Annotated in this window: 24 protein-coding genes, 1 tRNA gene and 1 pseudogene; 23 read left to right on the forward strand and 3 right to left on the reverse strand. The window is 64.6% G+C overall.

All coding sequences use genetic code 11. From position 1 onward, the window contains the following. Positions 1 to 169: 169 nt before the first annotated feature. The 5 genes from RHODMAR_RS06905 to RHODMAR_RS06925 all read left to right on the forward strand — a co-directional run bounded on the left by RHODMAR_RS06905 (position 170) and on the right by RHODMAR_RS06925 (position 6,245). Complete coding sequence (locus tag RHODMAR_RS06905; protein ID WP_008712774.1) at positions 170 to 1,792, forward strand: peptide ABC transporter substrate-binding protein; 1,623 nt, start codon at positions 170 to 172, stop codon at positions 1,790 to 1,792. 144 nt (positions 1,793 to 1,936) lie between these two features. Beyond that, positions 1,937 to 2,860: an ABC transporter permease gene (locus RHODMAR_RS06910; RefSeq protein ID WP_008712777.1), complete on the forward strand. Its 924-nt coding sequence runs from the start codon at positions 1,937 to 1,939 to the stop codon at positions 2,858 to 2,860. Next, on the forward strand, positions 2,853 to 3,791 hold the full coding sequence (locus RHODMAR_RS06915) for an ABC transporter permease (protein WP_008712779.1): 939 nt from the start codon (positions 2,853 to 2,855) through the stop codon (positions 3,789 to 3,791). The genes RHODMAR_RS06910 and RHODMAR_RS06915 overlap by 8 nt, the downstream gene beginning before the upstream one ends. Position 3,792: 1 nt before the next feature. Further along, positions 3,793 to 5,466 carry an ABC transporter ATP-binding protein gene (locus RHODMAR_RS06920; RefSeq protein WP_008712781.1) on the forward strand — a complete coding sequence of 558 codons (1,674 nt, stop codon included), beginning with the start codon at positions 3,793 to 3,795 and terminating at the stop codon, positions 5,464 to 5,466. 32 nt (positions 5,467 to 5,498) lie between these two features. Further along, positions 5,499 to 6,245, forward strand: a complete 747-nt coding sequence (locus tag RHODMAR_RS06925; RefSeq protein WP_008712782.1) for a hypothetical protein — start codon at positions 5,499 to 5,501, stop codon at positions 6,243 to 6,245. Positions 6,246 to 6,603: 358 nt separating this feature from the next. On the opposite strand, the gene RHODMAR_RS06930 is transcribed toward RHODMAR_RS06925, so the two are convergent. After that, positions 6,604 to 7,449, reverse strand: a complete 846-nt coding sequence (locus RHODMAR_RS06930; RefSeq protein WP_008712784.1) for an HAD-IB family hydrolase — start codon at positions 7,447 to 7,449, stop codon at positions 6,604 to 6,606. Between the two features lie 334 nt (positions 7,450 to 7,783). Here RHODMAR_RS06930 and ssd point away from each other — a divergent pair, with 334 nt between their 5' ends. The 7 genes from ssd to RHODMAR_RS06965 all read left to right on the forward strand — a co-directional run bounded on the left by ssd (position 7,784) and on the right by RHODMAR_RS06965 (position 12,377). Beyond that, positions 7,784 to 8,899, forward strand: a complete 1,116-nt coding sequence (gene ssd / locus RHODMAR_RS06935; RefSeq protein WP_008712786.1) for a septum site-determining protein Ssd — start codon at positions 7,784 to 7,786, stop codon at positions 8,897 to 8,899. Next, the gene (locus RHODMAR_RS06940; protein ID WP_008712788.1) at positions 8,896 to 10,080 is read left to right on the forward strand and encodes a TadA family conjugal transfer-associated ATPase; all 1,185 of its coding nucleotides are present in this window, start codon (positions 8,896 to 8,898) and stop codon (positions 10,078 to 10,080) included. The genes ssd and RHODMAR_RS06940 overlap by 4 nt, the downstream gene beginning before the upstream one ends. Beyond that, positions 10,077 to 10,856 (forward strand): type II secretion system F family protein, encoded by a 780-nt coding sequence (locus RHODMAR_RS06945; RefSeq protein WP_008712791.1) that lies wholly within the window; start codon positions 10,077 to 10,079, stop codon positions 10,854 to 10,856. Before RHODMAR_RS06940 ends, RHODMAR_RS06945 begins: the two co-directional genes overlap by 4 nt. After that, on the forward strand, positions 10,853 to 11,425 hold the full coding sequence (locus RHODMAR_RS06950; RefSeq protein WP_008712792.1) for a type II secretion system F family protein: 573 nt from the start codon (positions 10,853 to 10,855) through the stop codon (positions 11,423 to 11,425). Before RHODMAR_RS06945 ends, RHODMAR_RS06950 begins: the two co-directional genes overlap by 4 nt. Positions 11,426 to 11,488: 63 nt before the next feature. Continuing rightward, positions 11,489 to 11,692, forward strand: coding sequence for a DUF4244 domain-containing protein (locus RHODMAR_RS06955; protein WP_008712794.1), 204 nt, complete (start codon positions 11,489 to 11,491; stop codon positions 11,690 to 11,692). Continuing rightward, positions 11,689 to 12,027, forward strand: coding sequence for a TadE family type IV pilus minor pilin (locus tag RHODMAR_RS06960; RefSeq protein WP_042938290.1), 339 nt, complete (start codon positions 11,689 to 11,691; stop codon positions 12,025 to 12,027). The genes RHODMAR_RS06955 and RHODMAR_RS06960 overlap by 4 nt, the downstream gene beginning before the upstream one ends. A gap of 2 nt (positions 12,028 to 12,029) precedes the next feature. Next, a complete protein-coding gene (locus RHODMAR_RS06965; protein ID WP_008712798.1) occupies positions 12,030 to 12,377 on the forward strand; it encodes an Rv3654c family TadE-like protein in 348 nt (115 codons plus the stop codon). 351 nt (positions 12,378 to 12,728) lie between these two features. Here RHODMAR_RS06965 and RHODMAR_RS06970 read toward each other — a convergent pair whose 3' ends face one another. Continuing rightward, a complete protein-coding gene (locus tag RHODMAR_RS06970; protein WP_008712800.1) occupies positions 12,729 to 15,098 on the reverse strand; it encodes a DEAD/DEAH box helicase in 2,370 nt (789 codons plus the stop codon). Between the two features lie 400 nt (positions 15,099 to 15,498). Here RHODMAR_RS06970 and RHODMAR_RS06975 point away from each other — a divergent pair, with 400 nt between their 5' ends. The 7 genes from RHODMAR_RS06975 (at position 15,499) to RHODMAR_RS07005 (ending at position 22,713) form a co-directional block, all read left to right on the forward strand. After that, complete coding sequence (locus RHODMAR_RS06975) at positions 15,499 to 15,702, forward strand: cold-shock protein (RefSeq protein ID WP_005248460.1); 204 nt, start codon at positions 15,499 to 15,501, stop codon at positions 15,700 to 15,702. A gap of 149 nt (positions 15,703 to 15,851) precedes the next feature. Continuing rightward, a complete protein-coding gene (locus RHODMAR_RS06980) occupies positions 15,852 to 16,439 on the forward strand; it encodes a hypothetical protein (protein WP_008712828.1) in 588 nt (195 codons plus the stop codon). 109 nt (positions 16,440 to 16,548) lie between these two features. Beyond that, entirely contained in the window at positions 16,549 to 19,539 is a 2,991-nt protein-coding gene (topA, locus tag RHODMAR_RS06985) for a type I DNA topoisomerase (RefSeq protein WP_008712829.1), read from the forward strand. 84 nt (positions 19,540 to 19,623) lie between these two features. Beyond that, positions 19,624 to 20,196, forward strand: coding sequence for a DUF3558 family protein (locus RHODMAR_RS06990; protein WP_157226021.1), 573 nt, complete (start codon positions 19,624 to 19,626; stop codon positions 20,194 to 20,196). A 27-nt stretch (positions 20,197 to 20,223) separates the two neighbouring features. After that, positions 20,224 to 21,411, forward strand: coding sequence for a DNA polymerase III subunit delta' (locus RHODMAR_RS06995; protein ID WP_008712832.1), 1,188 nt, complete (start codon positions 20,224 to 20,226; stop codon positions 21,409 to 21,411). Between the two features lie 85 nt (positions 21,412 to 21,496). Next, a tRNA-Thr gene (locus tag RHODMAR_RS07000) sits at positions 21,497 to 21,572 on the forward strand. Between the two features lie 94 nt (positions 21,573 to 21,666). Then, positions 21,667 to 22,713, forward strand: a complete 1,047-nt coding sequence (locus RHODMAR_RS07005; RefSeq protein WP_042938310.1) for a zinc-binding dehydrogenase — start codon at positions 21,667 to 21,669, stop codon at positions 22,711 to 22,713. Here RHODMAR_RS07005 and RHODMAR_RS07010 read toward each other — a convergent pair. Continuing rightward, positions 22,710 to 23,807: a DNA alkylation repair protein gene (locus RHODMAR_RS07010; protein WP_008712836.1), complete on the reverse strand. Its 1,098-nt coding sequence runs from the start codon at positions 23,805 to 23,807 to the stop codon at positions 22,710 to 22,712. The genes RHODMAR_RS07005 and RHODMAR_RS07010 overlap by 4 nt on opposite strands. 72 nt (positions 23,808 to 23,879) lie before the next feature. Here RHODMAR_RS07010 and RHODMAR_RS07015 point away from each other — a divergent pair, with 72 nt between their 5' ends. The 4 genes and pseudogenes from RHODMAR_RS07015 (at position 23,880) to RHODMAR_RS07030 (ending at position 26,824) form a co-directional block, all read left to right on the forward strand. Further along, positions 23,880 to 24,452: a hypothetical protein gene (locus RHODMAR_RS07015; protein ID WP_008712839.1), complete on the forward strand. Its 573-nt coding sequence runs from the start codon at positions 23,880 to 23,882 to the stop codon at positions 24,450 to 24,452. A gap of 300 nt (positions 24,453 to 24,752) precedes the next feature. Continuing rightward, positions 24,753 to 24,907 (forward strand): annotated as a pseudogene (locus RHODMAR_RS28950) (RidA family protein); the annotation flags it as partial. Positions 24,908 to 24,991: 84 nt separating this feature from the next. Further along, positions 24,992 to 25,549, forward strand: coding sequence for a dihydrofolate reductase family protein (locus RHODMAR_RS07025; protein WP_008712840.1), 558 nt, complete (start codon positions 24,992 to 24,994; stop codon positions 25,547 to 25,549). A 39-nt stretch (positions 25,550 to 25,588) separates the two neighbouring features. After that, positions 25,589 to 26,824, forward strand: a complete 1,236-nt coding sequence (locus RHODMAR_RS07030; protein ID WP_008712842.1) for an AGE family epimerase/isomerase — start codon at positions 25,589 to 25,591, stop codon at positions 26,822 to 26,824. Positions 26,825 to 26,871: the final 47 nt, after the last annotated feature.

Raw genomic sequence — 26,871 nt, forward strand, 5'->3', positions numbered from 1 at the left:
TCTGGGGGAGTTCACATGTTCGTATCAGGATGTGTCTAAAGTCCATCTCATCAGATCGTTGGAACGGCTCACCTGCCGTGCCATGCGGTCGCCCACGAATCCCCGGGCGTCGCGCCCGAGGACCTGAGCACGGACGACCCCGTGTTCACATCTGGATGGAGGATTTTCCTTGCGTATCAAACGTGCCGCGGTAGTCGCCACGGCTGTGCTGATGAGTGCGAGTCTGCTCGCCGCCTGTGGCGGTGGCGGTTCGGGTTCCGGCGGCAGCGGAGACGGAATCTTCAGCATTTACATCGGTGAGCCCGAGAACCCGCTGATTCCCGGCAACACCACCGAGAGCGAAGGCAACCAGGTCCTCCAGGCGTTGTTCACGCCCCTGGTGACCTTCAACGACGACGACAACAGCGTCGAGTACAACGGCGTGGCCGAGTCGGTCGAGTCCGAGGACAACATCAACTGGACCGTCACGCTCAAGGACGGCTGGACTTTCCACGACGGCACCCCGGTGACCGCGGAGTCCTACACCAAGGCGTGGAGCTACAACGCGTTGAGCACCAACGCTTTCGGTGCTTCGTACTTCTTCGAGAACATCGAAGGCTACGCAGACCTTCAGGGCAGCGAGACGGCCGAGCCCACGGCGACCGAACTGAGCGGATTGAAGGTCGTGGACGACACGAGCTTCACCGTCAAGCTCACCGCACCGTTTGCGATCTTCCCGCTGACCCTCGGATACACCGCGTTCGATCCGCTGCCCGAGGTGTTCTACAACGACCCCACCGCATTCGGCGCACGCCCGATCGGCAACGGTCCGTTCAAGGCCGACGGTGAGTTCGTCCCCGGACAGGGCTTCACCGTCACCAAGTACGACGACTACGCAGGAGACAACCCGGCACAGTCCGCGGGCGTCAACTTCAAGGTCTACACGGAGCTGAACACCGGCTACAACGATATTCAGGGTGGCGGCCTCGACGTCATGCTCGACCTCCCCGAGGATGCGTGGGCCACGGCCCGCGATCAGTTCGGTGACCATTACGGCGAGCGTCCGCGTCCGGACATCACCTCGCTCGGCTTCCCGACCTACGATCCGCGTTTCCAGGATCCGAACGTCCGTAAGGCGTTCTCGATGGCCATCGATCGGCAGGCCATCGCGTCGGCAATCTTCACCGATACCCGCACTCCCGCAGACTCTTTCGCTTCACCGGTGGTGGAGGGATATCGCGAGGGTGCATGCGGTGCCAACTGTGAGCTCAATGCCGCCGAGGCGAACCGTCTGCTCGACGAGGCCGGATTCGACCGTAGCCAGCCGGTGGACCTGTGGTTCAACGCCGGTGCCGGACACGATTCGTGGATGACGGCCGTGGGCAACCAGATTCGGGAGAACCTGGGCGTCGACTACGCACTGCGTGGAGATCTGCAGTTCGCTCAGTACCTGCCGCTGCAGGATGCCAAGGGCATGACCGGTCCGTTCCGGTCGAGTTGGATCATGGACTACCCGTCCATCTACAACTTCCTGTCCCCGCTGTACTCGGTTTCGGCACTGCCGCCGGCCGGAAGTAACGCGACCTTCTTCAACGACCCGGCTTTCGATGCGGCGTTGACCGAGGGCAACAACGCCGCGGACGTCGAGGCGGCAACGGCGAAGTACCAGGACGCGGAAGATCTGCTGATCCAGCAGATGCCTGCGACTCCGCTCTTCTACGGACTCAATCAGGCCGTCTGGTCCGATCGAGTGTCCGACGTCAAGATCGACAACACCGGCAACATCCTCCTCGAGGACGTCGTAGTCAACTGATGACGACACGGTAGTGGGTGGCAGTCCGAGCAACGGGCTGCCACCCGCTCCGTTCTCGTTTCGACGGTGGGTCTTTCGTGCCCACCCCGACCTGCGCGCTCGAGACCCGACTCGCAGGTTCTTCCTTTCCTAGGAGATACAACAGTGGGTCGCTACATTTCCCGCCGATTGCTGCTGACGATTCCCGTCCTCATCGGTTCCTCGTTCCTGATCTTCGCGATGGTGTACGCGCTTCCGGGCGACCCGATCCGTGCGCTCGCCGGAGATCGCCCGCTCGCACCGGCCGTCGTCGCGCAGCTACGATCGGACTACAACCTCGACGACAACCTGTTCGTCCAGTACTTCAAATACATAGCCGGCTTCTTCCAGGGCGATTTCGGCACCGACTTCTCCGGACGCCCGGTGCTCGACACCATCGAGCGAGCTCTGCCGGTCACGATCAAGCTCACCATCGTCGCCGTCGTCCTCGAGACCGTCATGGGTATCGCAGCGGGCGTTCTCTCGGCGCTGAAGAAGGGGTCGTTCTTCGACAACCTGGTGCTGATCTCCACGACCCTGCTGGTATCGGTCCCGGTGTTCGTTCTCGGCTTCATCGCCCAGTTCACGTTGGGCCTCAAGCTCGGACTGTTTCCGATCGCCGGTATCAACGAGGGCTGGGTCAGCTACCTGCTTCCCGGCCTCGTGCTGGCCTCGCTGTCGATGGCCTATGTTGCCCGACTGACTCGAACCTCGGTGGCGGAGTCGATGGCCGCGGACTACATCCGCACGGCCAAGTCGAAGGGAATTAGTAACCGTCGCATCATCGTTCGGCATGCGCTCCGCAATTCGCTGATCCCGGTCGTCACCTTCATCGGTGCCGACGTCGGCGGTCTGCTCGGCGGCGCGATCGTGACCGAAACGGTGTTCAACCTGCCCGGGCTCGGCCGCGCGATCTACGACGCGCTGGCGCGTCAGGAGGGTGCCGTCGTAGTCGGCATCGTGACTCTGTTCGTGTTCTTCTACATCTTCTTCAACCTCGTGGTGGACGTTCTCTACGCGGTACTCGATCCAAGGATTCGCTATGAATAAGGACGACATAGACGCGGCTGAGCACAGCCATGACGAGGGCCTGCCAGGAAACGTCGCCGACGAGGAAGCAATCGAACTCGTCGGTCAGGCCAGTCTCTGGGGTAATGCGTGGAAGTTCCTGCGCAAGAGCCCGTTCTTCATCATCGGGTCGTTCCTGCTGTTGGTCCTGCTGGTGATGGCGGTGTTTCCTCAGGTGTTCGCGCGCGGGATCGATCCGCGAGTGTGTTCGCTGTCGGACTCACGCCAGAGTCCCAGTGCCGCACACTGGTTCGGCACCGACATCCAGGGCTGCGACTACTACGCCAATGTCATCTACGGCGCCCGCATCTCGCTGTCCATCGGCGTGCTCTCGGTCATCGGCGTGCTGTTCATCGGCGTGCTGATCGGCGCATTCGCGGGCTACTTCGGCGGTGCCATCGACAGCATTCTGGCTCGCTTCACCGACGTGTTCTTCGGTATCCCGTTGCTGCTGGGTGCATTGATCCTGCTCACGGTCACCGAGCAGCGCACCATCTTCACCGTCTCGCTCGCACTGGTCGCGTTCGGCTGGATGACGGCGATGCGTTTGGTCCGTTCCAGTGTCATCGCGATCAAGAACAGCGAATACGTCCAGGCGGCGCAGGCTCTCGGAGCGTCGACCTACCGAATTCTGGTGCGGCACATCCTGCCGAACGCGCTGGCTCCGGTGATCATCTACGCGACCATTTCGGTGGGCACGTTCATCGCGGCCGAGGCGACGCTGACGTTCCTCGGAATCGGTCTGCAGGCCCCCGAGATCTCCTGGGGCCTCCAGATCAACCTCGGCCAGAACGTGTTCCTGACGGCGCCGCACCTGGTGCTGTTCCCGGCGGCGTTCCTCTCCGTGACCGTGCTGGCGTTCATCATGCTCGGTGACGCACTGCGTGACGCACTCGATCCGAAACGGAACTGATATGAGCAATCGGAAAGACACAGTTCTGACCGTCACGGATCTGACGGTCGAGTTCGAGGTCGACAAGGTCTGGCGCACGGCGGCGGACGCGGTCTCGTTCACCGTCGCCGCCGGTGAAGTGCTGGCCATCGTCGGTGAGTCGGGGTCGGGCAAGTCCACCACGGCAATGGCCATCCCCGGTCTGCTGGCAGACAATTCGCGGGTCTCCGGCAGCATCATGCTCGGTGACCGTGAGCTCGTCGGACTGTCGGAGAAACAGCTGGCACCCATCCGCGGCAAGAACGTGGCGGTGATCTTCCAGGAGCCGATGACGGCGCTGAACCCGGTGTATTCGATCGGCTGGCAGATCACCGAGGCCATCCGGGCGCACACCTCGCTGTCCAAGAAGGAAGCCAAGGCTCGGGCCGTCGAGCTGCTTAAGCTCGTCGAGATGCCGGAGCCGGAAACCCGGGTGAACTTCTACCCGCATCAGCTCTCCGGTGGTCAGCGTCAGCGCGCGATGATCGCCCAGGCGCTGTCCTCGGATCCGTCACTGCTGATCGCGGACGAGCCGACCACGGCTCTGGACGTGACGGTGCAGGCCGAGATCCTCGACTTGATGCGCGATCTGCGAAACCGGATCGACGCGTCGATCGTGCTGATCACCCACGATATGGGCGTGGTGGCCGACATGGCCGATCGCATCGCGGTGATGAAGGACGGGCTGATCGTCGAAACGGACAGTGCCGAAAAGATTTTCAAGAGTGCATCGCATCCCTACACGCAGCAGTTGTTGTCCTCGGTACCTCACCTGGGCAGCAGCATCGAGGCCGTTGCCGCGGGAGACATCGCCGATCCGAGTGCCGTCGAGGACACCCGCGCGCTGCGGATCGTCGACGGGATCATCGAGTACCCGGGACGCACGGTGTTTCGGGCCGTGGACGGAGTCAGTCTCGATATCGAGATGGGTGAGGTCGTCGGCCTCGTCGGTGAGTCCGGCTCGGGTAAGTCCACGATCGGCAAGGCCGTGGTGGGGCTCAACAAGCTCACCGAAGGCACGTTGTCCATCGCCGGGGTGGACATCACCAACCTGTCCAATCGCGAGCTGCGGTCGGTACGCAGCAAGGTCGGCATCGTGTTCCAGGATCCGGGTTCTTCGCTGAATCCGCGGTGGCCGATCGGGCAGTCGATCGCCGAGCCGATGCTGTTGCACACCGAACTCGATTCGTCGCAGCGGAACAAGAAGGTCGAGGAACTGCTCGACCAGGTGCACCTGTCGCGGACGATGCGCAACCGCTATCCGCACCAGCTGTCGGGTGGGCAGCGTCAGCGAGTCGGTATCGCCCGGGCGCTCGCCTTGGAGCCGACCCTGCTGGTGGCCGACGAACCGACGTCGGCGCTGGACGTTTCGGTGCAGGCCAAGGTGCTCGAGCTGTTCAAGGAACTACAGCGTGAGTACGGGTTCGCGTGCCTGTTCATCAGTCACGACCTCGCTGTGGTGGAGGTGCTCGCCAAGCGGATCGCGGTGCTGAACAAGGGCAAGCTCGCCGAGTTCGGTACGACGGATCAGATTCTGCGTCGTCCGACCAACGAGTACACCAAGCGGTTGCTGGCAGCGGTGCCGGTCCCCGATCCGGCGGAGCAGGCCAAGCGCCGCGAGGCTCGCGCCGAGCTGTTGGCCGCCGGGGCCGAATAAGAGGTACAGGGGAGGGGGTACCGTCGTCTGTCGTGACGGACCCCCTCGCCCCGCTGTTGGAACTGCCCGGAGTTGTCGACTCCGCCGAACGTGCGCGTGACGCTCTGGGCGCGGTACACCGACACAAGGCCAATCGACGGGGTTGGCCGGCCACCGCGGCCGAGGCTGCGGTGCGCGCGGCCCGCTCGTCCTCTGCGCTGGAGGGCGGTTCGATGGACTTCCCTCGGGACGGCGAAGAGGGCGACCCCATTCTTGCCGGCGCGCTACGGGTCGCGGCCGCCTTGGATGGTGACGCGCTGCAGAACACGTTGTCGACGTGGAAGCGCGCACCGCTGCAGACCCTGGCTCGGCTTCATTTGTTGGCCGCAGCCGATCTCGTCGACGACGCCTCCGCTCTCGGTCGTCCCCGCAGCGATGCGGGTGTGGGCGATCGACTCGACCTGCTCGCTCAGTTGGTGACGGGTGGGACGTCTGCACCCGCCCCGGTGATCGCGGCGGTGGTGCACGGCGAGTTGTTGACGCTCGCGGCGTTCGGCTCGGCCGACGGTATCGTGGCGCGAGCTGCTTCGAGATTGGTGGCAGCGTCGTCGGGATTCGACCCACACAATCTCGGCGTACCGGAAGTGAGCTGGATGCGTCGAGCCGGCGCGTACCGAGATGGCGCGGCGGGATTCGCCGAGGGCACCGCGACGGGCGTCGGGAGTTGGGTGATCCTGTGCTGCGGAGCATTCGAAGCAGGTGCGGCAGAAGCGAATTCGATTGCCGAGGCAGCGCAGTAGCGGGCACGTAAAAGGGCGGCGATGCCGACTTGCGTCGACTTCGCCGCCCGTGAGCACGGAGCGCCTGGTTACCAAGCGTGCATAAGTGGGCTGTGATGGCGTACCACGTGGCCTCGGCGAGAATTCGGCAGTGATGAGGTCATCCCTGCAACCGGTGCAGGGTTCTTGCTGATCGCTGGCGAATTTCGCAGGCCCACAGCGCTTCTGCCATTAGGTGGCAAGCTCCGCGTGGGTGCCGGTGTCCGTGCTGGGAATCCCGGTCGGGAGAGCGAATCTTCTCTTCCGATTCGTCCTTGGCCTTCCGTTCTTCCGTACGTCATTTGTACCCCGTGACGCGCCTCACATCAAGAGTTTGGGCTCATCGTTTTCTGCGAAGTAGTCCGTAGGTGATCACGCCTGCCGCAAGTGCGCTGAAACTTGCTGCGGCACTTACCGCTACGGTCTTTCCGGATGGCGTCTGGATTCGTGATCGCAGTGAGACGGGGTTCGAGAAGGTCAGAATCGGCCATCCGTTGGCGGCGGCTTCCTTGCGCAGCGCGCGATCGGGGTTGACGGCGGTGGGATGTCCGACGGCGCGCAGCATCGGTACGTCGGTGATCGAATCCGAGTAGGCGTAGCTGGAAGTCAGATCGTAATCATGTTGCGCTGCCAGTGAGTTCATGGCGTCGACTTTGCCCTCGCCGTAGCAGTAGAAGTCCACCTCGCCGATGTATTTACCCTCCACGGTGACCATCGTCGTGGCCATGCTGTGGTCGGCACCCAACAGTTCTGCGATGGGGTGCACGATCTCGTCGCCGGACGCCGAGACGATCACGACGTCGTGACCGCGGAGCTTGTGGTCGGCAATGAGATCGGCGGCCTCGGCGAAGACGAGGGGGTCCACGATGTCGTGCAGGGTTTCGGAAACCACTGCTCGAACCTGCTCCACGTCCCAGCCGGCGGTCATGCTCGCAATGTGTGCGCGCATGCGCTCCATCTGGTCGTGATCGGCACCGGAAAGCAGGAACAGGAACTGGGCATAGCTGCTCTTGAGCACTGCGCGTCGGTTGATGAGGCCTTGGTCGAAGAACGGCTTGCTGAATGCCAGTGTGCTGGACTTGGCGATGATGGTTTTGTCGAGGTCGAAGAATGCCGCGACGCGCGCTGTGCGTCGTCCGGCCGGGGCGTCGTCGTTGCTCGCGCTCTGGGTCACGTTTGTCACCATAGTGGCCGGTGGTGGCCGGTGGATGTTGTGTGGTGACACTGGCGGACTCGGCCGAAGTCGATCGAAAAAATCGGACGGTTGAACTTGCAAACAAGGACATCCACGGGTGTAGTATTTTCCATGAGCTCGGTTCATTCCGGGCGGTGTTCAGCCCGACCCCCCGGGGCTGAACCAGACGACCCTCGCCTCCTCCCCCCCTGGCGAGGGTCGTCCTCATTTCTGGGGTAGGTCGAAAAACGGCACAAAAGTACCGTTATTCATCCACAGGCCCGAATCTATCCACATTTCCCCAAGTCACGCGTATCTCGAGCAGATTCTCACGCAGGCTTGGCGCATGGAAACGGACTCGCGACAGCGACGCTCTCAGGCAACCGTGACGATATCGATCGAACATCGCGGCCTTCGCGAGGACGTGTACCGAATCGCTGCGGCCGCGGATTGTGTTGTGGAAGAGCAGAACTTACTGGTCGGTATCAGTTCGACGCGGTCGATCTGGGATCGCACCGGAACTATTTTGATCGATTTCGCCTCCGCCGAGGCTGCTCTTTCCGGCGGATTTTCGCGCAGAGAAGGTGTCGTTCTGGTCACGGGTGCGCCGCCGACACTCGATGTCTGGCGGACCGCGACAGCGGTCGGTGCCGAACATGTCATCTCGCTGCCGTCCGACGAGGGCACCCTCGTGCGCATACTCGGCGAACCGGCAGCGGCTCCGTCCGGCGACGGGGGAGTCATCGCCGTTGTCGGCGCACGCGGCGGTGCGGGTTCCTCGACGCTCGCCGCCGCCCTCGGACTCTGCAGTAGCCGTGCAGGAGGACGCGCATTGCTCGTCGAGGGCGACCGGTACGGCAGTGGACTCGATCTGCTGCTCGGCTGGGAGAGCATTCCCGGTTTGCGGTGGTCCGGGTTGGTCGTCGAAGGTGGCCGGGTCTCCGGTGACGCCCTGCACAGCGCGTTGCCCTCGCGGAGCGGGTTGTCGGTGCTGGCGCTGGGCAGGTCCGGCGACCGGGGAACCGGGCTCACTGCCCCCGCGGTGTCGGCTGTACTCGACGCAGGACGGGCAGCAGGTGATCTGGTGGTGTGCGATGCGCCGCGTCACGCCGGCGACGTCTCCGACGCTCTCTATGCCGCGGCGGACCTCGTCGTGTTGATGATGCCGGCGGAGTTGCGCTCCGTGGCCTCCGCGGAGGCGATGACTGGGCACCTGGCGGATCGCAATGCCAACGTCGGCCTCGTGGTGCGCGGGCCCGCACCGGGCGGCCTACGAGCAGAAGACATTGCCGTCGCGCTCGACCTACCGCTGTTGACATCGATGCGAGCCGAACCGGGATTGGCCGAACGCCTCGAACGGGGCGGCCTCGTGCTGGGTCGGCGCTCGCCGCTGGCTGCAGCGGCGAACACCGTGCTCGACACGTTCGGCCAGAAGCCTGGACGCCGGGGGTGGGCGGCATGAGCGCTGTCGTGACTGCAGATCTGCTCAATCGCGTCCGTGATCGCCTCGCGGCAGCGGCCGACCCTCCGGTTCCCGCAACCGTGGCCGCAGCCATCCGAGCCGAAGCGGGCGGGGTCATCGGTGACACCGATATGCTTGCGGCACTGCGTGTTCTGCAGACCGAGCTGACCGGAGCCGGACCGCTCGAGCCGCTGCTGTCGGAGCCCGGAGTGACCGATGTACTGGTGACAGCCCCGGACCAGGTGTGGATCGACCGTGGCCACGGACTCGAACGCACCGCAGTTCGATTCGTCGACGAGGCTGCCGTGCGTCGACTGGCGCAACGGCTCGCGCTCTCGGCGGGCCGCCGCTTGGACGACGCTCAGCCCTGGGTCGACGGCCGGCTACCAGGGGTGGGACAGGGCGCGTTCGGAGTCCGCCTGCACGCTGTGCTGGCACCGGTGGCGAGCGGCGGAACGTGTGTGTCGCTCCGGGTGCTGCGGCCGGCCACTCAGGGACTTTCGGCTCTGCGTGCATCGGGTGCCGTCGCTCCCGACGGGTACGAGCTGCTGCGTCGAATCGTGCTCGGCCGCTTGGCTTTCCTTGTCGTCGGTGGCACCGGTGCGGGAAAGACGACATTGTTGGCCGCAATGCTCGGTGAGGTGGATCCGGCCGAACGGATCGTCTGTGTCGAGGATGCGGCGGAGTTGGCCCCCGCGCATCCGCACGTGGTGCGATTGGTGGCCCGCGCGCCCAATGTCGAAGGGGTGGGGGAGGTATCGGTGCGGCAACTGGTGCGTCAGGCACTGCGGATGCGCCCCGACCGGCTCGTCGTCGGGGAGGTGCGCGGTGCCGAGGTGATCGATCTGATGACGGCTCTCAATACCGGGCACGACGGCGGAGCCGGAACCATCCATGCGAACTCACCAGCCGAGGTGCCCGCTCGCCTGGAAGCTCTTGCAGCACTGGGCGGCATGGGTCGAGATGCGTTGCACAGTCAGCTCGCCGCGGCGGTTCAGGTGGTGCTACACGTGCATCGCAGCGCCGACGGTACGCGTCGCCTGCGCGAGATCGGGGTGGTCGATGTCGATCCCACCGGGCGGGTGCATATCGCGGCGGCCTGGTCTGTCGATGCCGACGCGATGCCGGGTGAGCGTCGATTACGCGAACTACTCGACCGACGATGCGGCGACACCCGATGACTGCTGCGCTGCTGATCCTCGCTGCCGCAGTAGCTCTGTGGCCGTCCGGTTCCCGTGGGCTGACCGAACGAACGCGCAGCGTCCGGGCGGCGCCTCGATGGATGGTGCCGGTGTGTGCTGCGGTGGTTGCCGCAGGGGCGGTCTGGTGGTTCGGCGGCGTCTGGGCTGTGAGTGCCGCAGCAGTGGCGGGCGGCACCGGATGGAGTCGCTCTCGGCGGCGGTACGAGCGCGACCGGCGCACCACCGAATTGAACTGGTTGGCCACCGGAGTCGAGGTGGTCATCGGCGAGCTTCGGGTCGGATCCCATCCCGCCACTGCGAGCGCGGTCGCGGCGGACGAGTGCGGAGGAATCGCGTCGGCGGCATTGCGGGGTGCGGCAGCGCGGTCCAGGCTCGGCGGCACGCCGGCCGACGGGATCGCTGCATCCGATCCGCTGCTCGGCCCAGAGCTGAACCGGATGGCCGCAGCATGGCGGGTTGCCGACGAGCACGGCCTCGCGCTCGCTGAGCTGCTTGGTGCGGTGCGAGCCGATATATTGGGGCGCAGACGATTTCGTGAGCGAACGGAGGCGTCGCTGGCGGGGGCCCGCGCCACCGCGCTGGTGCTGGCCGGCCTGCCGATCCTCGGAGTAGCGCTGGGACAGTTGATGGGGGCCGATCCGCTGCGGATTCTGCTCGGCGGTGGACTGGGCGGCATGCTGTTGCTCATCGGCACCGGGCTCGGCTGCGCCGGATTGCTCTGGACCGATGCGATCACCGGCAAGGTGACGACATGACCTGGGCGACTGTTCTGTGTCTGGCAACGGCATTGATCGCTGTGCCCACGGGCGGCGGTGGACTGCGCCGGTTGGCACGCGATGACGGCCCCGATGCCGACACGACCAGTACTGCGAGTCCTGATCCGCTGGCGGTGGCCACGACCTTCGACTTGCTGGCCGCGTGCCTGCTATCCGGGCTTCCGGTAGCGACGGCCGCTGCCGCAGCGGCACCTTCCGCTCCGACCTCGTTCGCCGTCGCGCTGCGCAAGGCCGCCGATCTCCTCGAACTCGGGGCCGATGCCGAGACCGCGTGGGACGCCGTCGCGCACGATCCGGAGACCGAGGCGCTCGCCAGAATGGCGCGCCGATCTGCCCGAGCCGGTTCGTCGATGGCGTCGGCGATGTCGGAACTTGCTGCAACTCAACGAACCCGAGCCGAAGATGCCTCTGCCGCCGCAGCCGAACGTGCCGGTGTGCTGATCAGTGGGCCATTGGGCTTGTGCTTCCTGCCTGCTTTCATTTGCCTCGGCATCATCCCCGTGGTGATCGGCCTGGCGGGCAACGTACTGGGCGGCGGCGTGCTGTGACCGCCGCGCCGACAATCGTCCGCTGCGGAGACGCCGCATCGGAGAACAGGGAGGGGAATCGAGATGATGGAGAATGCGCTGCAGGAGTTGAAGACTCGAATCATGCTGTTCGGCGTGGAGGACGATGGCATGTCCACCGCGGAGTACGCGATCGGTACCATCGCCGCCGCGGCATTCGGGGCGGTTCTCTACACGGTGGTCACCGGAAACAGTATCGTCACGGCGTTGACGGGGATCATAGATCGAGCGTTGAACACTGCCGTGTGACGCCGGGCGGTGATGCCGGGGCCGTGACGGTGGAGGCGGCGTTCGCGATCGCGTCCATCGTCGCGGTGATTGTGGTGTGCATCGGTGCGATCGTGTCGGTGACGATGCACATCGGGTGCGTCGACGCGGCCCGTGAGGCAGCTCGATTGGCGGCCAGAGGGGATGCGGCGCAGGCCGTCTCCGCTGGTATGCGCGTTGCTCCCGAGGGGGCTCGGATCACCGTGACCGAGGACGGTGAGTTCTTCGTCGTGCGGGTGGAAGTCGCGAGTCCATTGCCGGGATTGACGCTGTCTGCGGAGGCGGTTGCTGCTGCGGAACCGGTTGCAGCGGAATGAGAATGGAACTCGGTGACGACGAGGGTGGGGCTACGGTGTTGGCGGCACTGGCGATGTCGGCGTTGATCGTCGTGGTGGTGATGGTGATCCACGTCGGTTCTGCGGTGGGCGCTCGTCATCAGGCGCAGTCGGCCGCCGATCTCGCTGCGTTGGCCGGTGCGGGGGCCCTGGACCGTGGGGTGGCCGATGCGTGCGAGACGGCGCGGGGGTTGGCGATGCGAATGGGGACTCAGTTGCGGGAGTGCACGATCGACGAGTGGGACGTGATCGTGACGGTGGGGCAGCCGGTGTTCCTCGGGCGCTTCGGAATGTCCGACGCCATCGCCTCGGCGCGGGCGGGGCCGGGGTAGCGGGTGTCGCAAATGCGCGCGCGTTTGCCAGGTGCGTGCGGAATCTGGTCGCAGGCGATGTGATTCCGCACGCGTTCAGCGAATGCGCGCACATTTGTGGCTGACGTTGGGCGGCAGGGTAGCTGGGCGCGGCTGGTCCTCGGCGCGGGCGGGGCCGGGGTAGCGGGTGTCGCAAATGCGCGCGCGTTTGCCAGGTGCGTGCGGAATCTGGTCGCAGACGATGCGATTCCGCACGCGTTCAGCGAATGCGCGCGCGTTTGCCAGGTGCGCGTGGAATAGGTTCGCAGACGATGCGATTCCGCACGCATTCAGCGAATGCGCGCGCGTTTGCCGCGGAACCCGAACCCGGGGTCAACCCTCGCGAGTGATGGCTGCCAACACTGCGGTCAGCACTCGAACCGCACCGTCTTTGTCCAGTGGATCGTTGCCGTTTCCGCATTTGGGTGACTGCACGCAGGACGGGCAGCCGGTCTGGCATTCGCAGGAGACGATGGCGTCTTTCGTGGCGGCGAGCCAGTCGGCGATCGCCACGTGACCGCGGTCGGCGAATCCTGCTCCGCCGTCGTATCCGTCGTAGACGAATACGGTCGGCAGACCGGTATCGGGGTGCAATGCCGTCGACACTCCGCCGATGTCCCAGCGATCGCACGTCGCAACGAGTGGCAGCAATCCGATCGCGGCGTGCTCGGCAGCGTGCAGTGATCCGGGGAATCGTTCGTACGGAACTCCGCTGGCCTCCAACAACTCCGGGGTGATGGTGTACATGACGGCCCGAGTGTCGAGCGTCTGCGCGGGCATGTCGAGTTCGATGGAATCGAGAACCTCGCCGGAGAGAAGGCGTCGCAGATATCCGACGACCTGATGCGTGACGTTCACCTGTACCAGCGCGACGCGCACCTCGCCGTAGTCGACGGATTCGTGCACCGCAGTGATGGAGATGTCGGTGATCTCGCGCGCCGAGGTGTTCCACTCGGGCTGCTCCGCGTGCACCAGTGCGAGCCCGGCATCGAGGTCGAGTTCGTCGACCACGAACGATTCGCCCTGATGAATGTGCACCGCACCGGGGTGGGCGGTGGCGGGAGCTCGGCCGCCATCGACGGTGCCCAGCATGCGGCCGGACTCTCCGTCGACGATGGCCACCTGCACGCCGGTGCCGCCGCGAATGTTGACCGCGCCGTGCGGCGAGAGCTGCTGCCCGTCGGGAGTGATGAACCAGCCGTGCGGACGCTTGCGCACGTAGCCTTTCAGCTCCAGCTCCTCGAGTACCGACTCTGCGCTCAGTTCCTCTGCCTCGGCGAGAGTGATCGGCAGTTCGACTGCAGCGCAGAGCAATTGCGGAGCAAGAATGTAGGGGTTGGTGGGGTCGGTGACGGTCGCCTCGACAGGTTTGTCCAACAGTGCTGTCGGGTGATGCACCAGGTAGGTGTCGAGGGGATCGTCTCGCGCGACGAGCACCAACAGTGAACCTTCGCCGCGTCGACCGGCTCGCCCGCCCTGTTGCCAGAACGACGCGACGGTACCCGGGAAGCCGGCGACGATCACCGCGTCCAAACCGGCGATGTCGACGCCGAGCTCGAGCGCATTGGTGGTGGCGACGCCCAGCAGGGTGCCGTCGGACAGGTCGGATTCGAGCTTGCGCCGGTCCTCGGCCAAATACCCTGCGCGATAGGCGGCGACGCGTCGAACCAACTGCGGATCGACGTCGGCGAGGATTCTCTGAGCCCCCAGAGCGGTGACCTCGGCGCCGCGCCTGGACCGTACGAACGCCAGTGTTCGGGCACCCTCGACCAACAAATCGGCCATGATGCGCGACGCCTCGGCACCTGCGGATTTCCGTACCGGCGCACCGTTTTCGCCGGTGACCTCCTTCAGTAGCGGCGGTTCCCACAACGCGACGGTGCGGGCTCCGTGCGGGGAGCCGTCCTCGGTGACCTCCTCGCACGGTGCGCCGATGAGTCGGCTGGCTGCCCGTCCGGGTTCGGAGGTGGTGGCACTGGCCAGCACGAACACCGGAGACGCACCGTAACGGGCGCACAGGCGTCGCAGCCTGCGTAGCACGAGCGCAACATTCGACCCGAAAACGCCCCGGTAGTAATGGCATTCGTCGACCACCACATAGCGAAGATTGCGCAGAAAGCGGGACCAGCGCTCGTGCGAGCCGAGGATGCCGAGGTGCAACATATCGGGATTGGTGAAGATCCACCGCGCATTGGCGCGAGCCCACTGGCGAATCTCGGTCGGGGTGTCGCCGTCGTATGCGCTGGGGAACACTTCGGCGAGTTCACCTGACAGTTCCCGTAACTCGTCGGTGATCGAGATGGTGGTGCGGAGTTGATCGGCACCGAGCGCCTTGGTGGGAGCCAGATACAGAGCAGTGGCACGGGCATCGGCGGACAATGTCGTCAGAATGGGGAGCTGATACGCGAGCGATTTACCCGAGGCGGTGCTGGTCGAGAGCACCACGTGGTTGCCCTCGGCGGCGAGGGTCGCGGCCCGGGCCTGATGAGTCCACGGCCGGGCGATCCCGCGAGAGGTGATCACCTGCACCACTTCCGGGCCGACCCACGCCGGCCAGGATGTGAACTGGGAGGCCCGCGCCGGCAACTCCGCGACGTGAGTCAAGGGGCTCTCGTCGGCGGGCGAGCCCGCCAACACTCGATTCAGCAACCGCTGACCGTAACTCGCGAGATCCGCACCATCGTGCGGATGTCTCTCGCTCACTACCGGTCTCCATGCATTCGTTCGATCTACAAGTGTCCGCCGGGCTGATCGCGATCGGGGTTCGTCCATGCTATCGCGGGCCCTCATCGGCCCCCTCGCGCCCTGGTGAGGGCGGCAATTCACGCGCCTGCAGTTGTGCGTTTCCACAACATGGACGAAATGTTGGAAAAGGTCGACTTTCGACTGTTGCGATCGCAGACTTCATGGTTCACTTGACGCGGTCGCAGCTTCTGTGTTCGTTCTACGCTTCGCAGGATCTCATGTTGCGGGCGCGGTACTGGAAGAGCTCGTCCACAGGGGGAATCCTGAGGGGGATTCATACAAGTGCAGCGGTCGGAACCGGCCCGATGGACCGAAAGTGCGCTCCATCGAATCCGGTGTTAGAAAGAGAAGGAAAAGCATGGCACAGGGAACTGTGAAGTGGTTCAACGCCGAAAAGGGCTTTGGATTCATCGCACCAGAAGACGGCTCCGCTGACGTCTTCGTTCACTACTCCGAGATCCAGGGCAGCGGATTCCGCACCCTCGAGGAGAACCAGCGCGTGGAGTTCGAGGTCGGCCAGGGCACCAAGGGTCCTCAGGCAACGGGCGTTCGCGCAGTCTGATCCTCGTCTCATCCGAGTCGAGATACGTCATCCCCCTTCTCGATCGTCTCGTTGCCGAGGCGATCACGGAAGGGGGATGACGCATTTGCGAACCACCCAGGTGCGTCGAAAGCCGTGAGCGCGTGCGCCGATGTCCTAATGTCCATGCTGTGAACCAGCTGTCCTTCTTCTCCGCCGAATCGTTGCCGCCCGCGGTGACCGATCTCAGTGGACTGCTGGCCGCCACCGGCCATGTTGTCACCTCCTCGGGTTCGGCCCGCATCTCTGTCGTCGTCGATGCGCAATGGCGGGCAGATGCCATCGCCGAACTCATCGAGCAATGCGGCTTGGCTGCGGAGCTGGGTCGATCGGAGGAAGACCGGCCGCTGGTGCGTACCGCGTCGGTGCCGGAACTGTCGGCGCTGGCCTCTCTGTGGACCAAGGGGGCCGTCAAAGCCGTCCCACCCGGGTGGGTACCGGGTTCTCGAGAATTGCGCGCCTGGGTACTCGCGTCCGGTCGTCCCGAGGCCGAAGGCGAGCGATACGTGCTCGGACTCGACCCGCACGCCCCCGACACCCATTCCGTCCTCGCTCAGTCGCTGATGCGTGCGGGCATCGCGCCGACACTGATCGGCACTCGGAGCTCTGCTCCGGGACTGAGAATCACTGGTCGGCGTCGGTTGTTGCGCCTGACCGAGAACGTCGGCGAGGCTCCGCGCAACGTGGACGCGCGTACCATTTGGCCGCACGCAGAGTAGGACGATATGTGACTGATCTGCGAGTATTTGGCCGAGGTATGTCAGTCTGTTAGTAGTGGGACAGGCAAATCTGCCTGTGAGAACGCACTAGGGAAGGTTCGGCAGCAAGGTGGCAGCACGTAAGAACGGCACGGGGGACAGCTCCGCCGAGCCGCGTCGTCTGGTCATCGTCGAGTCTCCGACCAAGGCAAAGAAAATTGCTCCCTACCTCGGAAGCAACTACGTCGTCGAGGCCTCCGTGGGCCATATTCGCGACCTTCCTCGCGGTGCCGCCGACGTTCCCGCCAAGTACAAGGGCGAACCCTGGGCGCGCCTCGGAGTGGACGTCGACCACGATTTCGAGGCCCTGTACGTCGTCTCGCCCGAGAAGAAGGGCAAGGTGGCGGAGCTCAAGAGCCTGCTCAAAGACGCCGATGAGCTCTATCTCGCCACTGACCCCGACCGCGAGGGTGAGGCCATCGCCTGGCATCTCCTCGAGACCCTGAACCCCAAGATCCCGGTTCGACGCATGGTGTTCCACGAGATCACCAAGCCGGCGATCCTCGCTGCCGCTGCCGATACCCGCGACCTCGATCAAGACCTCGTCGATGCCCAGGAGACCCGTCGCATTCTCGACCGTCTCTACGGCTACGAGGTCAGTCCGGTGCTGTGGAAAAAGGTCATGCCGAAGCTGTCGGCCGGCCGAGTGCAGTCCGTTGCCACCCGCATCATCGTCCAGCGTGAGCGCGAGCGGATGGCATTCCGCAGCGCCGAGTACTGGGACATCTCTGCCACGCTCGACGCCGGTGCCGACGCAACCCCGCGCAGTTTCGGTGCCCGTCTGGTCAACGTCGACGGCAATCGCGTCGCCGCAGGTCGTGACTTCGGTCCCGACGGCAAGCTCAAGACCGAGTCGGTCACCGTAATCGACGAACCGCGTGCCCGACGCCTCGCCGAGGCTCTCGAAGGCGTCGACCTGACGGTCGCGTCGGCCGAGGACAAGCCGTACACCCGTAAGCCGTACCCGCCGTTCATGACGTCGACGCTGCAGCAGGAAGCGGGCCGCAAGCTGCGGTTCAGCTCGGAGCGGACCATGCGCGTCGCGCAGCGGCTGTACGAGAACGGCTACATCACCTACATGCGTACCGACTCGACGTCGCTGTCGGCGTCGGCGGTTTCGGCGGCGCGCACTCAGGCGACCGAGCTCTACGGCCCCGAGTACGTGCATCCGACCCCGCGGCAGTACACCCGCAAGGTCAAGAACGCACAGGAGGCGCACGAGGCCATCCGCCCGTCGGGTGACGTGTTCCAGACGCCCGGTCAGTTGCACTCGGCGCTGCAGACCGACGAGTTCCGTCTTTACGAGCTGATCTGGCAGCGCACGGTGGCCTCACAGATGGCCGATCTGCGCGGCACCACGCTGACCTTGCGCATCACCGGAACCGCAGGAACCGGCGAGGAGTGCACGTTCTCCGCATCGGGTCGCACCATCACCTTCGCCGGCTTCCTCAAGGCGTACGTCGAGAGCGTCGACGACGAGGCGGGCGGTCAAACCGACGACGCCGAGTCGCGTCTGCCCGCTCTGACTGCTGGTCAGGCGGTGACGGCAACCCAGCTCGATCCCGACGGTCACACCACCAACCCGCCTGCCCGATTCACCGAGGCGTCGCTGATCAAGACGCTCGAGGAACTGGGCATCGGTCGACCGTCGACGTACTCGTCGATCATCAAGACCATCCTCGATCGCGGTTACGTCTACAAGCGCGGCAGTGCTCTGGTGCCGTCATGGGTGGCATTCTCGGTGATTGCTCTGTTGGAGGGCCACTTCGGGCGGCTCGTCGACTTCGATTTCACCGCAGGCATGGAGGACGATCTCGACGCGATCGCGGGAGGCCGTGAGCGACGCGGGGATTGGCTGCAGAGCTTCTACTTCGGCGGCGATACCGGTGCCGAGGGCTCGGTGGCCCGTTCGGGTGGCCTGAAGAAGATGGTCGGCCAGAACCTCGAAGAGATCGATGCTCGCACCATCAACTCGATTCGGCTGTTCGACGATTCCGAGGGCCGCGAAATCCATGTGCGCGTAGGCCGTTACGGCCCGTACCTGGAGCGGATGGTGAAAAACGACGACGATCCGGACGGTGATCCGATCAGTCAGCGTGCCAACCTGCCCGACGATCTGCCGCCGGACGAGTTGACGATCGACTTCGCCGAAAAGCTTTTCGCCACACCGCAGGAGGGGCGCAAGCTCGGTGTGGATCCTCTGTCCGGTCACGACATCGTCGCCAAGGAAGGACGATTCGGCCCGTACGTCACCGAGATCCTGCCCGAGCCGGAACCCGAGCCGACGCCGCCGCAGCCCGATATCGTTCCGGTACCTCAGGACAACGATTCCGGTGGCGGTACCAAGACCGCAGTGAAGAAGGCGGCAGCCAAGAAGGCACCGGCCAAGAAGGCTGCGGCGAAGAAGGCCACCGGCCCCAAGCCGCGCACCGGTTCCCTGCTCAAATCGATGGATCTGGCGACGATCACGCTCGAGGATGCACTCAAGCTGTTGTCGCTGCCCCGCGTCGTCGGAATCGATCCGGATTCCAAGGACGAGATCACCGCACAGAACGGTCGCTACGGCCCGTATCTGAAGAAGGGCACCGACTCTCGCTCGCTCGCCGACGAGGATCAGATGTTCACCGTCACGCTCGAAGAGGCGCTGAAGATCTACGCCGAGCCCAAGCGTCGGGGCCGTCAGGGCGAGGCCAAGCCGCCGCTGCGCGAGCTGGGCGTCGACCCCATCAGTGAGAAGCCGATGGTGATCAAGGACGGCCGATTCGGGCCGTATGTCACCGACGGTGAGACCAATGCGAGTCTGCGCAAAGACGACGAGGTGGAGTCGATCACCGACGACCGCGCGTCGGAATTGTTGGCGGACAGGCGTGCTCGCGGCCCGGTGAAGAAGAAGGCGGCCGCGAAGAAGGCTCCGGCCAAGAAGGCTCCCGCCAAGAAAGCAGCTGCGAAGAAGGCTCCGGCCAAGAAAGCGGCAGCCAAGAAGACCGCTGCAAAGACGACCACGGCGAAGAAGGCCCCAGCCGCGAAGAAGGCCCCGACGAAGAAGACCGACGGCGAGTAGATGGCGAGCTCGACGTTATGGACGAAATGTCGCTCGAATTCGTCCATAACGTCGAGTTCGGCCCGTCGCGGATTGATCGGGCTCGTGACCCTGGGCTGCACCGTCGTAGCGTTGACGGGCTGCTCACAGGTGGTGCAGGGTCGGGCGACGGCAGCTGAGCAGGGGTCGGCAACTTCCTCGGCCTCGACTCCATCGGGGTCCAGGCCGGACGTGCCCGCGGGTGAGCTGTTCGATCCGTGCTCGCTTCCGCTGGAGAGCCTCGATCCTTCAGGCGCACGCGGCCTGAAGGATTCGGTGACACCGCAGACGCCCGGCACGTCCGGGGTGTGCATCTGGACGAGTGCGGACTTCTCGTTGTCGGTGAGCATGTCGGTCGGTGAGTACGTGTTGTTCGAGAATCCCGAGTCGATTCCGAGCTTGACGGACGTGCGGTCGAAGACGGTGGGGGACACCGAGTTCGACGTGTTCCGAATTACCTCGAAGTTCGACGACGACGGCACGAGTCAGTCGTGCAACGCTCAGACCGAGACGTCGGCGGGGAACGTGAGCCTGACTGTCATCGAGATCGACCTCGAACCCGCAGAGCCGATAGATGCCTGCGCGACGACCGAGGGCATTCTGAGTTCGCTCGAGCCGTACCTGCCCGCGCCGAAGTAGTCGGTCCCAACCACTAGTCTGGGCGTCATGGCGGGTGTGTTCGATCGATTGGTCGGTCAAGAGGATGTCGAGGCAGATCTGACGGCCGCTGCGGTTGCTGCTCGCACCGGCGTCGACTCGTCGGCGATGACGCATTCATGGTTGTTCACCGGCCCGCCGGGCTCCGGCCGTTCCGTCGCTGCCCTGTGCTTCGCTGCGGCATTGCAGTGCACCACCGAGGGCACTCCCGGGTGTGGGCATTGTCAGGCCTGCTCGACGACCATGGCCGGCACGCATGGCGACGTGCGACGCGTCGTACCCGAGGGCTTGAGCATCAGCACCAAGGAGATGCGCGACATCGTCTCCATCGCCTCACGCCGTCCCAGCACGGGGTTGTGGCAGGTGGTGGTGGTCGAGGACGCCGATCGGCTCACCGAGGGTGCCGGAAACGTGCTGCTCAAGGTCGTCGAGGAGCCGCCGGCACGGACGGTGTTTCTGCTCTGTGCGCCATCGGTCGATCCGCAGGACATCTCGGTGACTCTGCGCTCGCGGTGCCGCCACGTCTCGCTGGTGACGCCCACGGTGCCGGCGATCGCGCAGGTGCTGCAGACCCGAGACAAGCTCGACGCCGAGACGGCGGAGTGGGCTGCGTCGATCAGCGGCGGACACGTGGGCAGAGCGCGTCGACTCGCCACCGACGAGGACGCCCGGGCGCGGCGCAAACGTGCGCTGGCGCTGGCCTCGGCTGCGGCCAGGCCCAATCAGGCGTACCTCGCGGCCGAGGAGCTGGTGAAGGCCGCCGAGGACGAGGCCAAGGAGATGAGTGCCTCCCGCGACGAGGCCGAGACCGAGGAGCTGCGCACGGCTCTGGGTGCCGGCGGTACCGGCAAGGGCGCAGCGGGGGCGTTGCGTGGCTCGGCCGGTGTGCTCAAGGATCTCGAGAAGCGGCAGAAGTCTCGGGCGACAAGAACGGGCCGCGATTCGCTGGACCGGGCGCTGATGGATCTGGTGGGCCTGTATCGAGATGCGCTGGCTCGTTCGTACGGTTCCACTGCAACAGCGACTCACCCCGACATGGCCGAACAGGTCGCGCGGATGGCCAAAGCTGTCTCGCCGGAGGCGTTGCTGAAGAGCATTGAAGCGATTCTCGAATGCCGAGAATCGTTGGCAGTCAACGCAAAACCGAAGTTCGCGATCTATGCGATGGTCGCCACTCTGGGTGACGTGCTGCGCTAGCGGCTGGGTCCACCGCACGGCTCGAGGCAGGGCGATTTTCGTTTCGACGGGATGCTCCGTTAGACTCACCAACGCCGAAAGGCACGCCGCCTTAGCTCAGTCGGTAGAGCATTTCACTCGTAATGAAAAGGTCAAGAGTTCGATTCTCTTAGGCGGCTCCACCAGCAGGCCCCTGACATGCAACAGCATGTCGGGGGCCTTTCTGGTTGTCAGGTGGATCTGTTCGGCGCGCCTTCTCTTCTGCACAATGAGTTCATGCCAACCGACAGCGCCCGCGGTGACCTGATGACGGCGATCGTCACCACCGGCAGCGGTGGATACGACAAGCTCGTCGTCTCCGCGGTGCCCAGACCTGTGCCGGGTCCGGGTGAGGTGCTCGTTCGAGTCTTGGCGGCTGGGATGAACAACACCGAGATCAACACCCGCGTGGGCTGGTACCCGGACGGTGGGTGGAGCGACGCGACGCCGTTTCCGCTGATTCAAGGCACGGATTGCTGTGGGCTCGTGTGTGCGGGTGAAGGGATCGACGAATCTGTCGTCGGTAGCCGTGTCCTGATTCGATCGTGCATGCGTGTCGACGGTTTCTCGTCGATGCAGACGCGCTGGTTGGGTTCGGACATGGACGGCGCGTTCGCCCAGTTCGTCGTCGTGCCGGCGAGCGAGGTTTTTGCGGTCGATTGCGAGTGGACCGACGCGGAGCTGGCGACGATTCCGTGTGCGTACGGTACGGCGGAGAACATGATCGCTCGCGCGGGCGTGCATCGGGGCTCGACGGTGTTGGTAACCGGTGCGTCGGGTGGAGTCGGTTCGGCTGTAGTGCAACTCGCAGTTCGGCGCGGCGCGCGCGTGATCGGTGTCGCGAGCCGCGCCAAGCACGATCAGCTCCGCGAACTCGGTGTCGACGACGTGCACGGGCGCGAGGCGGACCTGGTGGGCACCCTCGGTAAGCACAGCGTCGATGTGGTGATCGACAATGTTGCCGGCGATGGCGTCGGTCGTCTGCTCGACCTTCTCGTCCGTGGGGGTACCTACGTGTCCTCGGGTGCGATCGCGGGACCCATCGTCGAGGTGGATCTTCGGACGATGTACCTGAACGATCTCACGCTTCTCGGCTGCACGGCGTGGGGCGAGGAAGTGTTTCCGAACCTCGTGTCGTACATCGAAGCCGGTGAAATTCGTCCCTTGTTGGCCGAGTCGTTTCCACTCGAGCAGATCGCCGCGGCGCAGCAACGCTTCTTGGAAAAGAGCCACGTCGGAAAGTTCGTGCTCGTGCCGCCGGTCGTCCTCGAAGCCCGAAACTAGGTCACCAGCAGGAAGTCTGCGCGGCCCGAACTGACGCCGTTGATCTGGAGCTCGATGGCGTGCGGGCCGGGGTAGTACTTGCGTGTGGTCAGCGGACGAAACGAATGTCGTCGTCGAATGTCGATGTTCTCACCGGGCGCGATCGTTGTTGTCTTCAGTTTGAACGTCTTTCCCGTCTGCGCTCCGTTGGCCTTCGTGTGGTGCACGATGTAATCGATCGCGAGCTTGGCGGGTTCGAGGCCGACGTTGCGGACCGATGCCGTGAATTCCAGGCTCCCACCGATCGGCAGCTCTGCCATGTCGAGGACGGGGCCGGTGACGTCCAACTCGGCTGGGGCGAATCCCAGCAGGGCGAGGGCGTCGGGGTGTCCGTTCTTGATCACCGTCCGCATCGCATGTCGCACCAACTGGCCGGTGTTGTCGTCCGGGTCGTCGAGCCAGCGGGCTGCGGTGGACACAACCAGGTCGGGGACGTCTCGGCTGAAGTCGTTGAGATGGTTGGCGACCGATCGCCGGACGTAATCGCTGTCGTCTCTGTAGAGCCTGTCCAGGATCGGCACCGTGACGCCTGGGCGAGCAAGTATCTCGGGGACGCGCACCGACCACGGGAGATACGGGCGGGTGCCTTCCGACGCCAGACGGCGTACATGCTCGTCCGACGACTGCGTCCATCCGAGTGCGATCTCCAGAGCTCGATCCAGATCGGCTCGAAGGAACGCGCGGACGGCGAACTCCGAGGTGAGTCGGCCGGTGAGTTCGGCAAGAAGCGCCATCCCGTCGTCGAAAGCACTCGAAGTCTTCTCCTCGACGGCCTTCGATGCGACTGCGCTCGTGACGGGCCAGATCGACCAACCCTGGAAGTCCGAATCCTCGGCAGCCCGTCGGATAGTGCGGGCGAACTCCGTGTAGTCGCCGGGTAGTCCTGTCAGAAGGGCGTCACGGAGCAGATCTGCGCGCGCCCGAAGCGCTAGCGGACCCAGCTGATCGACCGAGCCTTGCAGTACCGACAGGTCAGCGCCCGGTGCGGCGGCGCGAATGGTCCGAAACAGCGTGCGAGCTGCGTCCGGGCCGATGAGTTCGTCGGCGAAGGGCATGAGTGCTTCTTACTCCACGTGCTGTTGATCCTCGAATGCAGCAGGGGTTGGGTAGGAAGTACAGTCCGCACTGTGTCGGCCGTGGTGAAACTCCGTGATCGGTCGTGGCCGTGGTCGGTGCTGTTCTGGTGCACGGTTCCGGTGTCGCTGTACGGCTCGCTGTATGCCATGACTGGCGAGTGGTGGTGGACCGTCGGGATCACCGCGGTGGCCGTGGCCTCCCTCGTCGCATGGTCGAAGCCCTACTCCGCAATATCGATGGGGCGGAGACGGCAGATATGGCGGTGGACGTCGGCCGTCGTACTCAGCGTCTGCGCCCTCGGCCTGTTCATGATTGCGGGTAGAGAGTTGTTCGGGGACAAAACCATTCACGTCGGTGACACCACGGACCCACGGAGGGTTGCCTGCGGGTCCGTGGTGGACCCGAGACCCGACGACATGCTCACCGCCGAATTCCCAGACGATTTCCCTGTCGAGGCGCGTCAGCAATTCAGTCCGATCTCACCGGACAGCTCAGCGAGGCGGTGCGCCGAACGACTCGACTCTTCGGCCAATTTCGCGGCTGCGACGGCCTTGGGCGCAGCGCAACTGACTGGGCGCGCGCTGATTCACTCGAGGGTGCGACGCGCCCCATCGGCTCCGTGACTCCGTGAACGAAGGCAGAGCCAGTAGACCGTCGCGTAGGTAAAGCTTGCTTGTGGTGTGCGGACCGAGACCCACGGTGCGAGGTGGGCTCCTCTCGTTGTCGCCGGCATCGCACAAGTCCGAAATGATAGGGGTGACTTTCTATTTCGAAGCTGAGTCAATAGCAACTATTCGAGTCGGATCGGAATACTCTCTGCGCAGCAATGCTGCGCCGAAATTATGGGCAGCTCGGTCTTTCGTTTGGGGACACTGAGACTCGGTCCGAGACCGACCGTTCTGCGCAGTGGGCTACAGCAGGTTCCGGAGAGGATCGCAGAGTTCATGGACGGAGTCGCTCGCGTCGCCGAGGAGGTCGGGTTGCCACCCCGATGCCGCCCGCATCGCTGATCGGCGTGGACCATCTCTTCGAACCGGACGTGCTGGTGGAGGTCGAGGCAACCGCGATTCTCGACTGATGCGCGGATGGAAGTGCTCGAACGGTGACTTCTGGAACTCGCGAAGGTCGATACTGGCGAACCCACCCGACTTCAAGGAGTGACATGGCAATTCTGACCTACAACATGCACGTCTCCCTCGACGGCTACATCGAGGACCCGGCAGGCAGAATCGATTTCTCCGTACCCGACGAGGAGACACATCGATTCTCCAATCAGCAGACGGAGTCGACGACGGCCTTTCTCTTCGGGCGCCGCCTGTACGACGTCATGGAGGACTTCTGGACGGATCCGGAACGCGCCGACGGCGATGAGGTCGAGGCAGAGTTCGCCGAGCTGTACAAGGCCACTCCTCGAATCATCTTCTCCGACACCCTCGACTCCGTGGCCGACGGCTGCCGACTGGTGCGCAGCCTCGACGCACTCGCTGAGGTGCAACGGCTCAAGCGGGAAACCGAGGGAACGTTGGCCGTGGGCGGGGCCGGTCTGGCCGAGTCGTTGGTCGACGAGATCGATCAATTCGAGCTGATCATCCTGCCGACCATCCTCGGTGGTGGGAAGCCGTACTTCCCGGCCGATCGTCGCCTCGAGCTGGTTCTCGAGGAGCAGAAGCGCTTCGCGCTATCGGGGGCAATGTATCTGCGCTACAGCGTCTCTCACTGACTTCGGCCGATCGCATCGACTACGGCGCACAATGAACACATGACTTCCGGAGATCAGCACGGCTGGTCGACACTGCCGTCGCATCAGTTGTGGCTCGACACCGAATCGTCTCGGCTCCTCGGTTTCGGAACCGTGCTCGAGCACCCGGACGGCGGCGCGGTGTGGCTGGACGATCGCGGCAACCCCGACCTCGGGCACCCGGCGCTCACGTACGTCACGGCACGAATGGCGCACATCCATTTCCTGGCCTCGCTTCAGGGGCATCCCGGGTCTCGCAGAAAAGCTGATCGAGTGTTCGACGGGTTGTTGACGACGTTGCGCGACAGCACGAACGGTGGTTGGTTCGAGTCCAGTGCTGACGCGTCCTCACCCGATGCCGAGAAGACCGCCTACACACATGCTTTTGTGGTGCTGGCTGCCGCGGCTGCCACTGCAGCGGGCCATCCGCGTGGTCGGTATCTTCTCGGCGAAGCCCTCGACGTCGTGGACACGCGATTCTGGGACGACAATTACGGAATGTGTGCGGACACCTGGAATGCGGACTGGACCGAACTCGACGACTACCGCGGCATCAACGCCAATATGCACATGGTCGAAGCGCTGTTCGCTGCTGTCGACGCGGGTGCGCCCACGATCTGGCGTGACCGCGCAGTACGTATCTGCGACAACGTGATCGGCTGGGCGCAGGAGAACCACCACCGAATCCCGGAACACTTCACCGCCAAGTGGATCCCGCAGCTCGAGTTCAATGCGGACGACACCGCGAACCAGTTCAAGCCCTACGGGGCGACGGTGGGGCACGGCTTCGAGTGGGCACGACTTCTGGTGCAGGCCAGCCTGGTTACCACCAGCGCTCAGGGCCACGACTACGTCGAATCTGCGAAGTCTCTGTATCACCGAGCGGCGCAGGACGGCTGGCAGCCCGGGCCGACACCGGGGTTCGTCTACACCACCGATTGGACGGGCAAGCCCGTGGTCACCGGACGTCTGCACTGGGTGCTGTGCGAGGCGATCGGCGCGGCCGCGACTCTTGCCCGCCACACCGGAGAAGACCGATACGAATCCGACTATCGCGCCTGGTGGGACGTCGCAGCCGAGTACTTCCTCGATCGTGTCGACGGCTCTAGGCATCACGAACTCGACCCTCGGAACGTTCCGGCCGCGACGGTGTGGAGCGGCAAGCCCGATCTCTACCACGCCGTCCAGGCCACCTGGATCAGCCGATATGCGCCGAGCTCGAGTATGTTGGCGGCGCTGCGGGCCGACTCGCGCTGAGGGCAAGCGTCAAGTCGGGAAAACCATCCGAAAGGTATGTATTGTCG

Source organism: Rhodococcus sp. AW25M09, assembly GCF_000333955.1.
GTDB lineage: Bacteria > Actinomycetota > Actinomycetes > Mycobacteriales > Mycobacteriaceae > Rhodococcoides.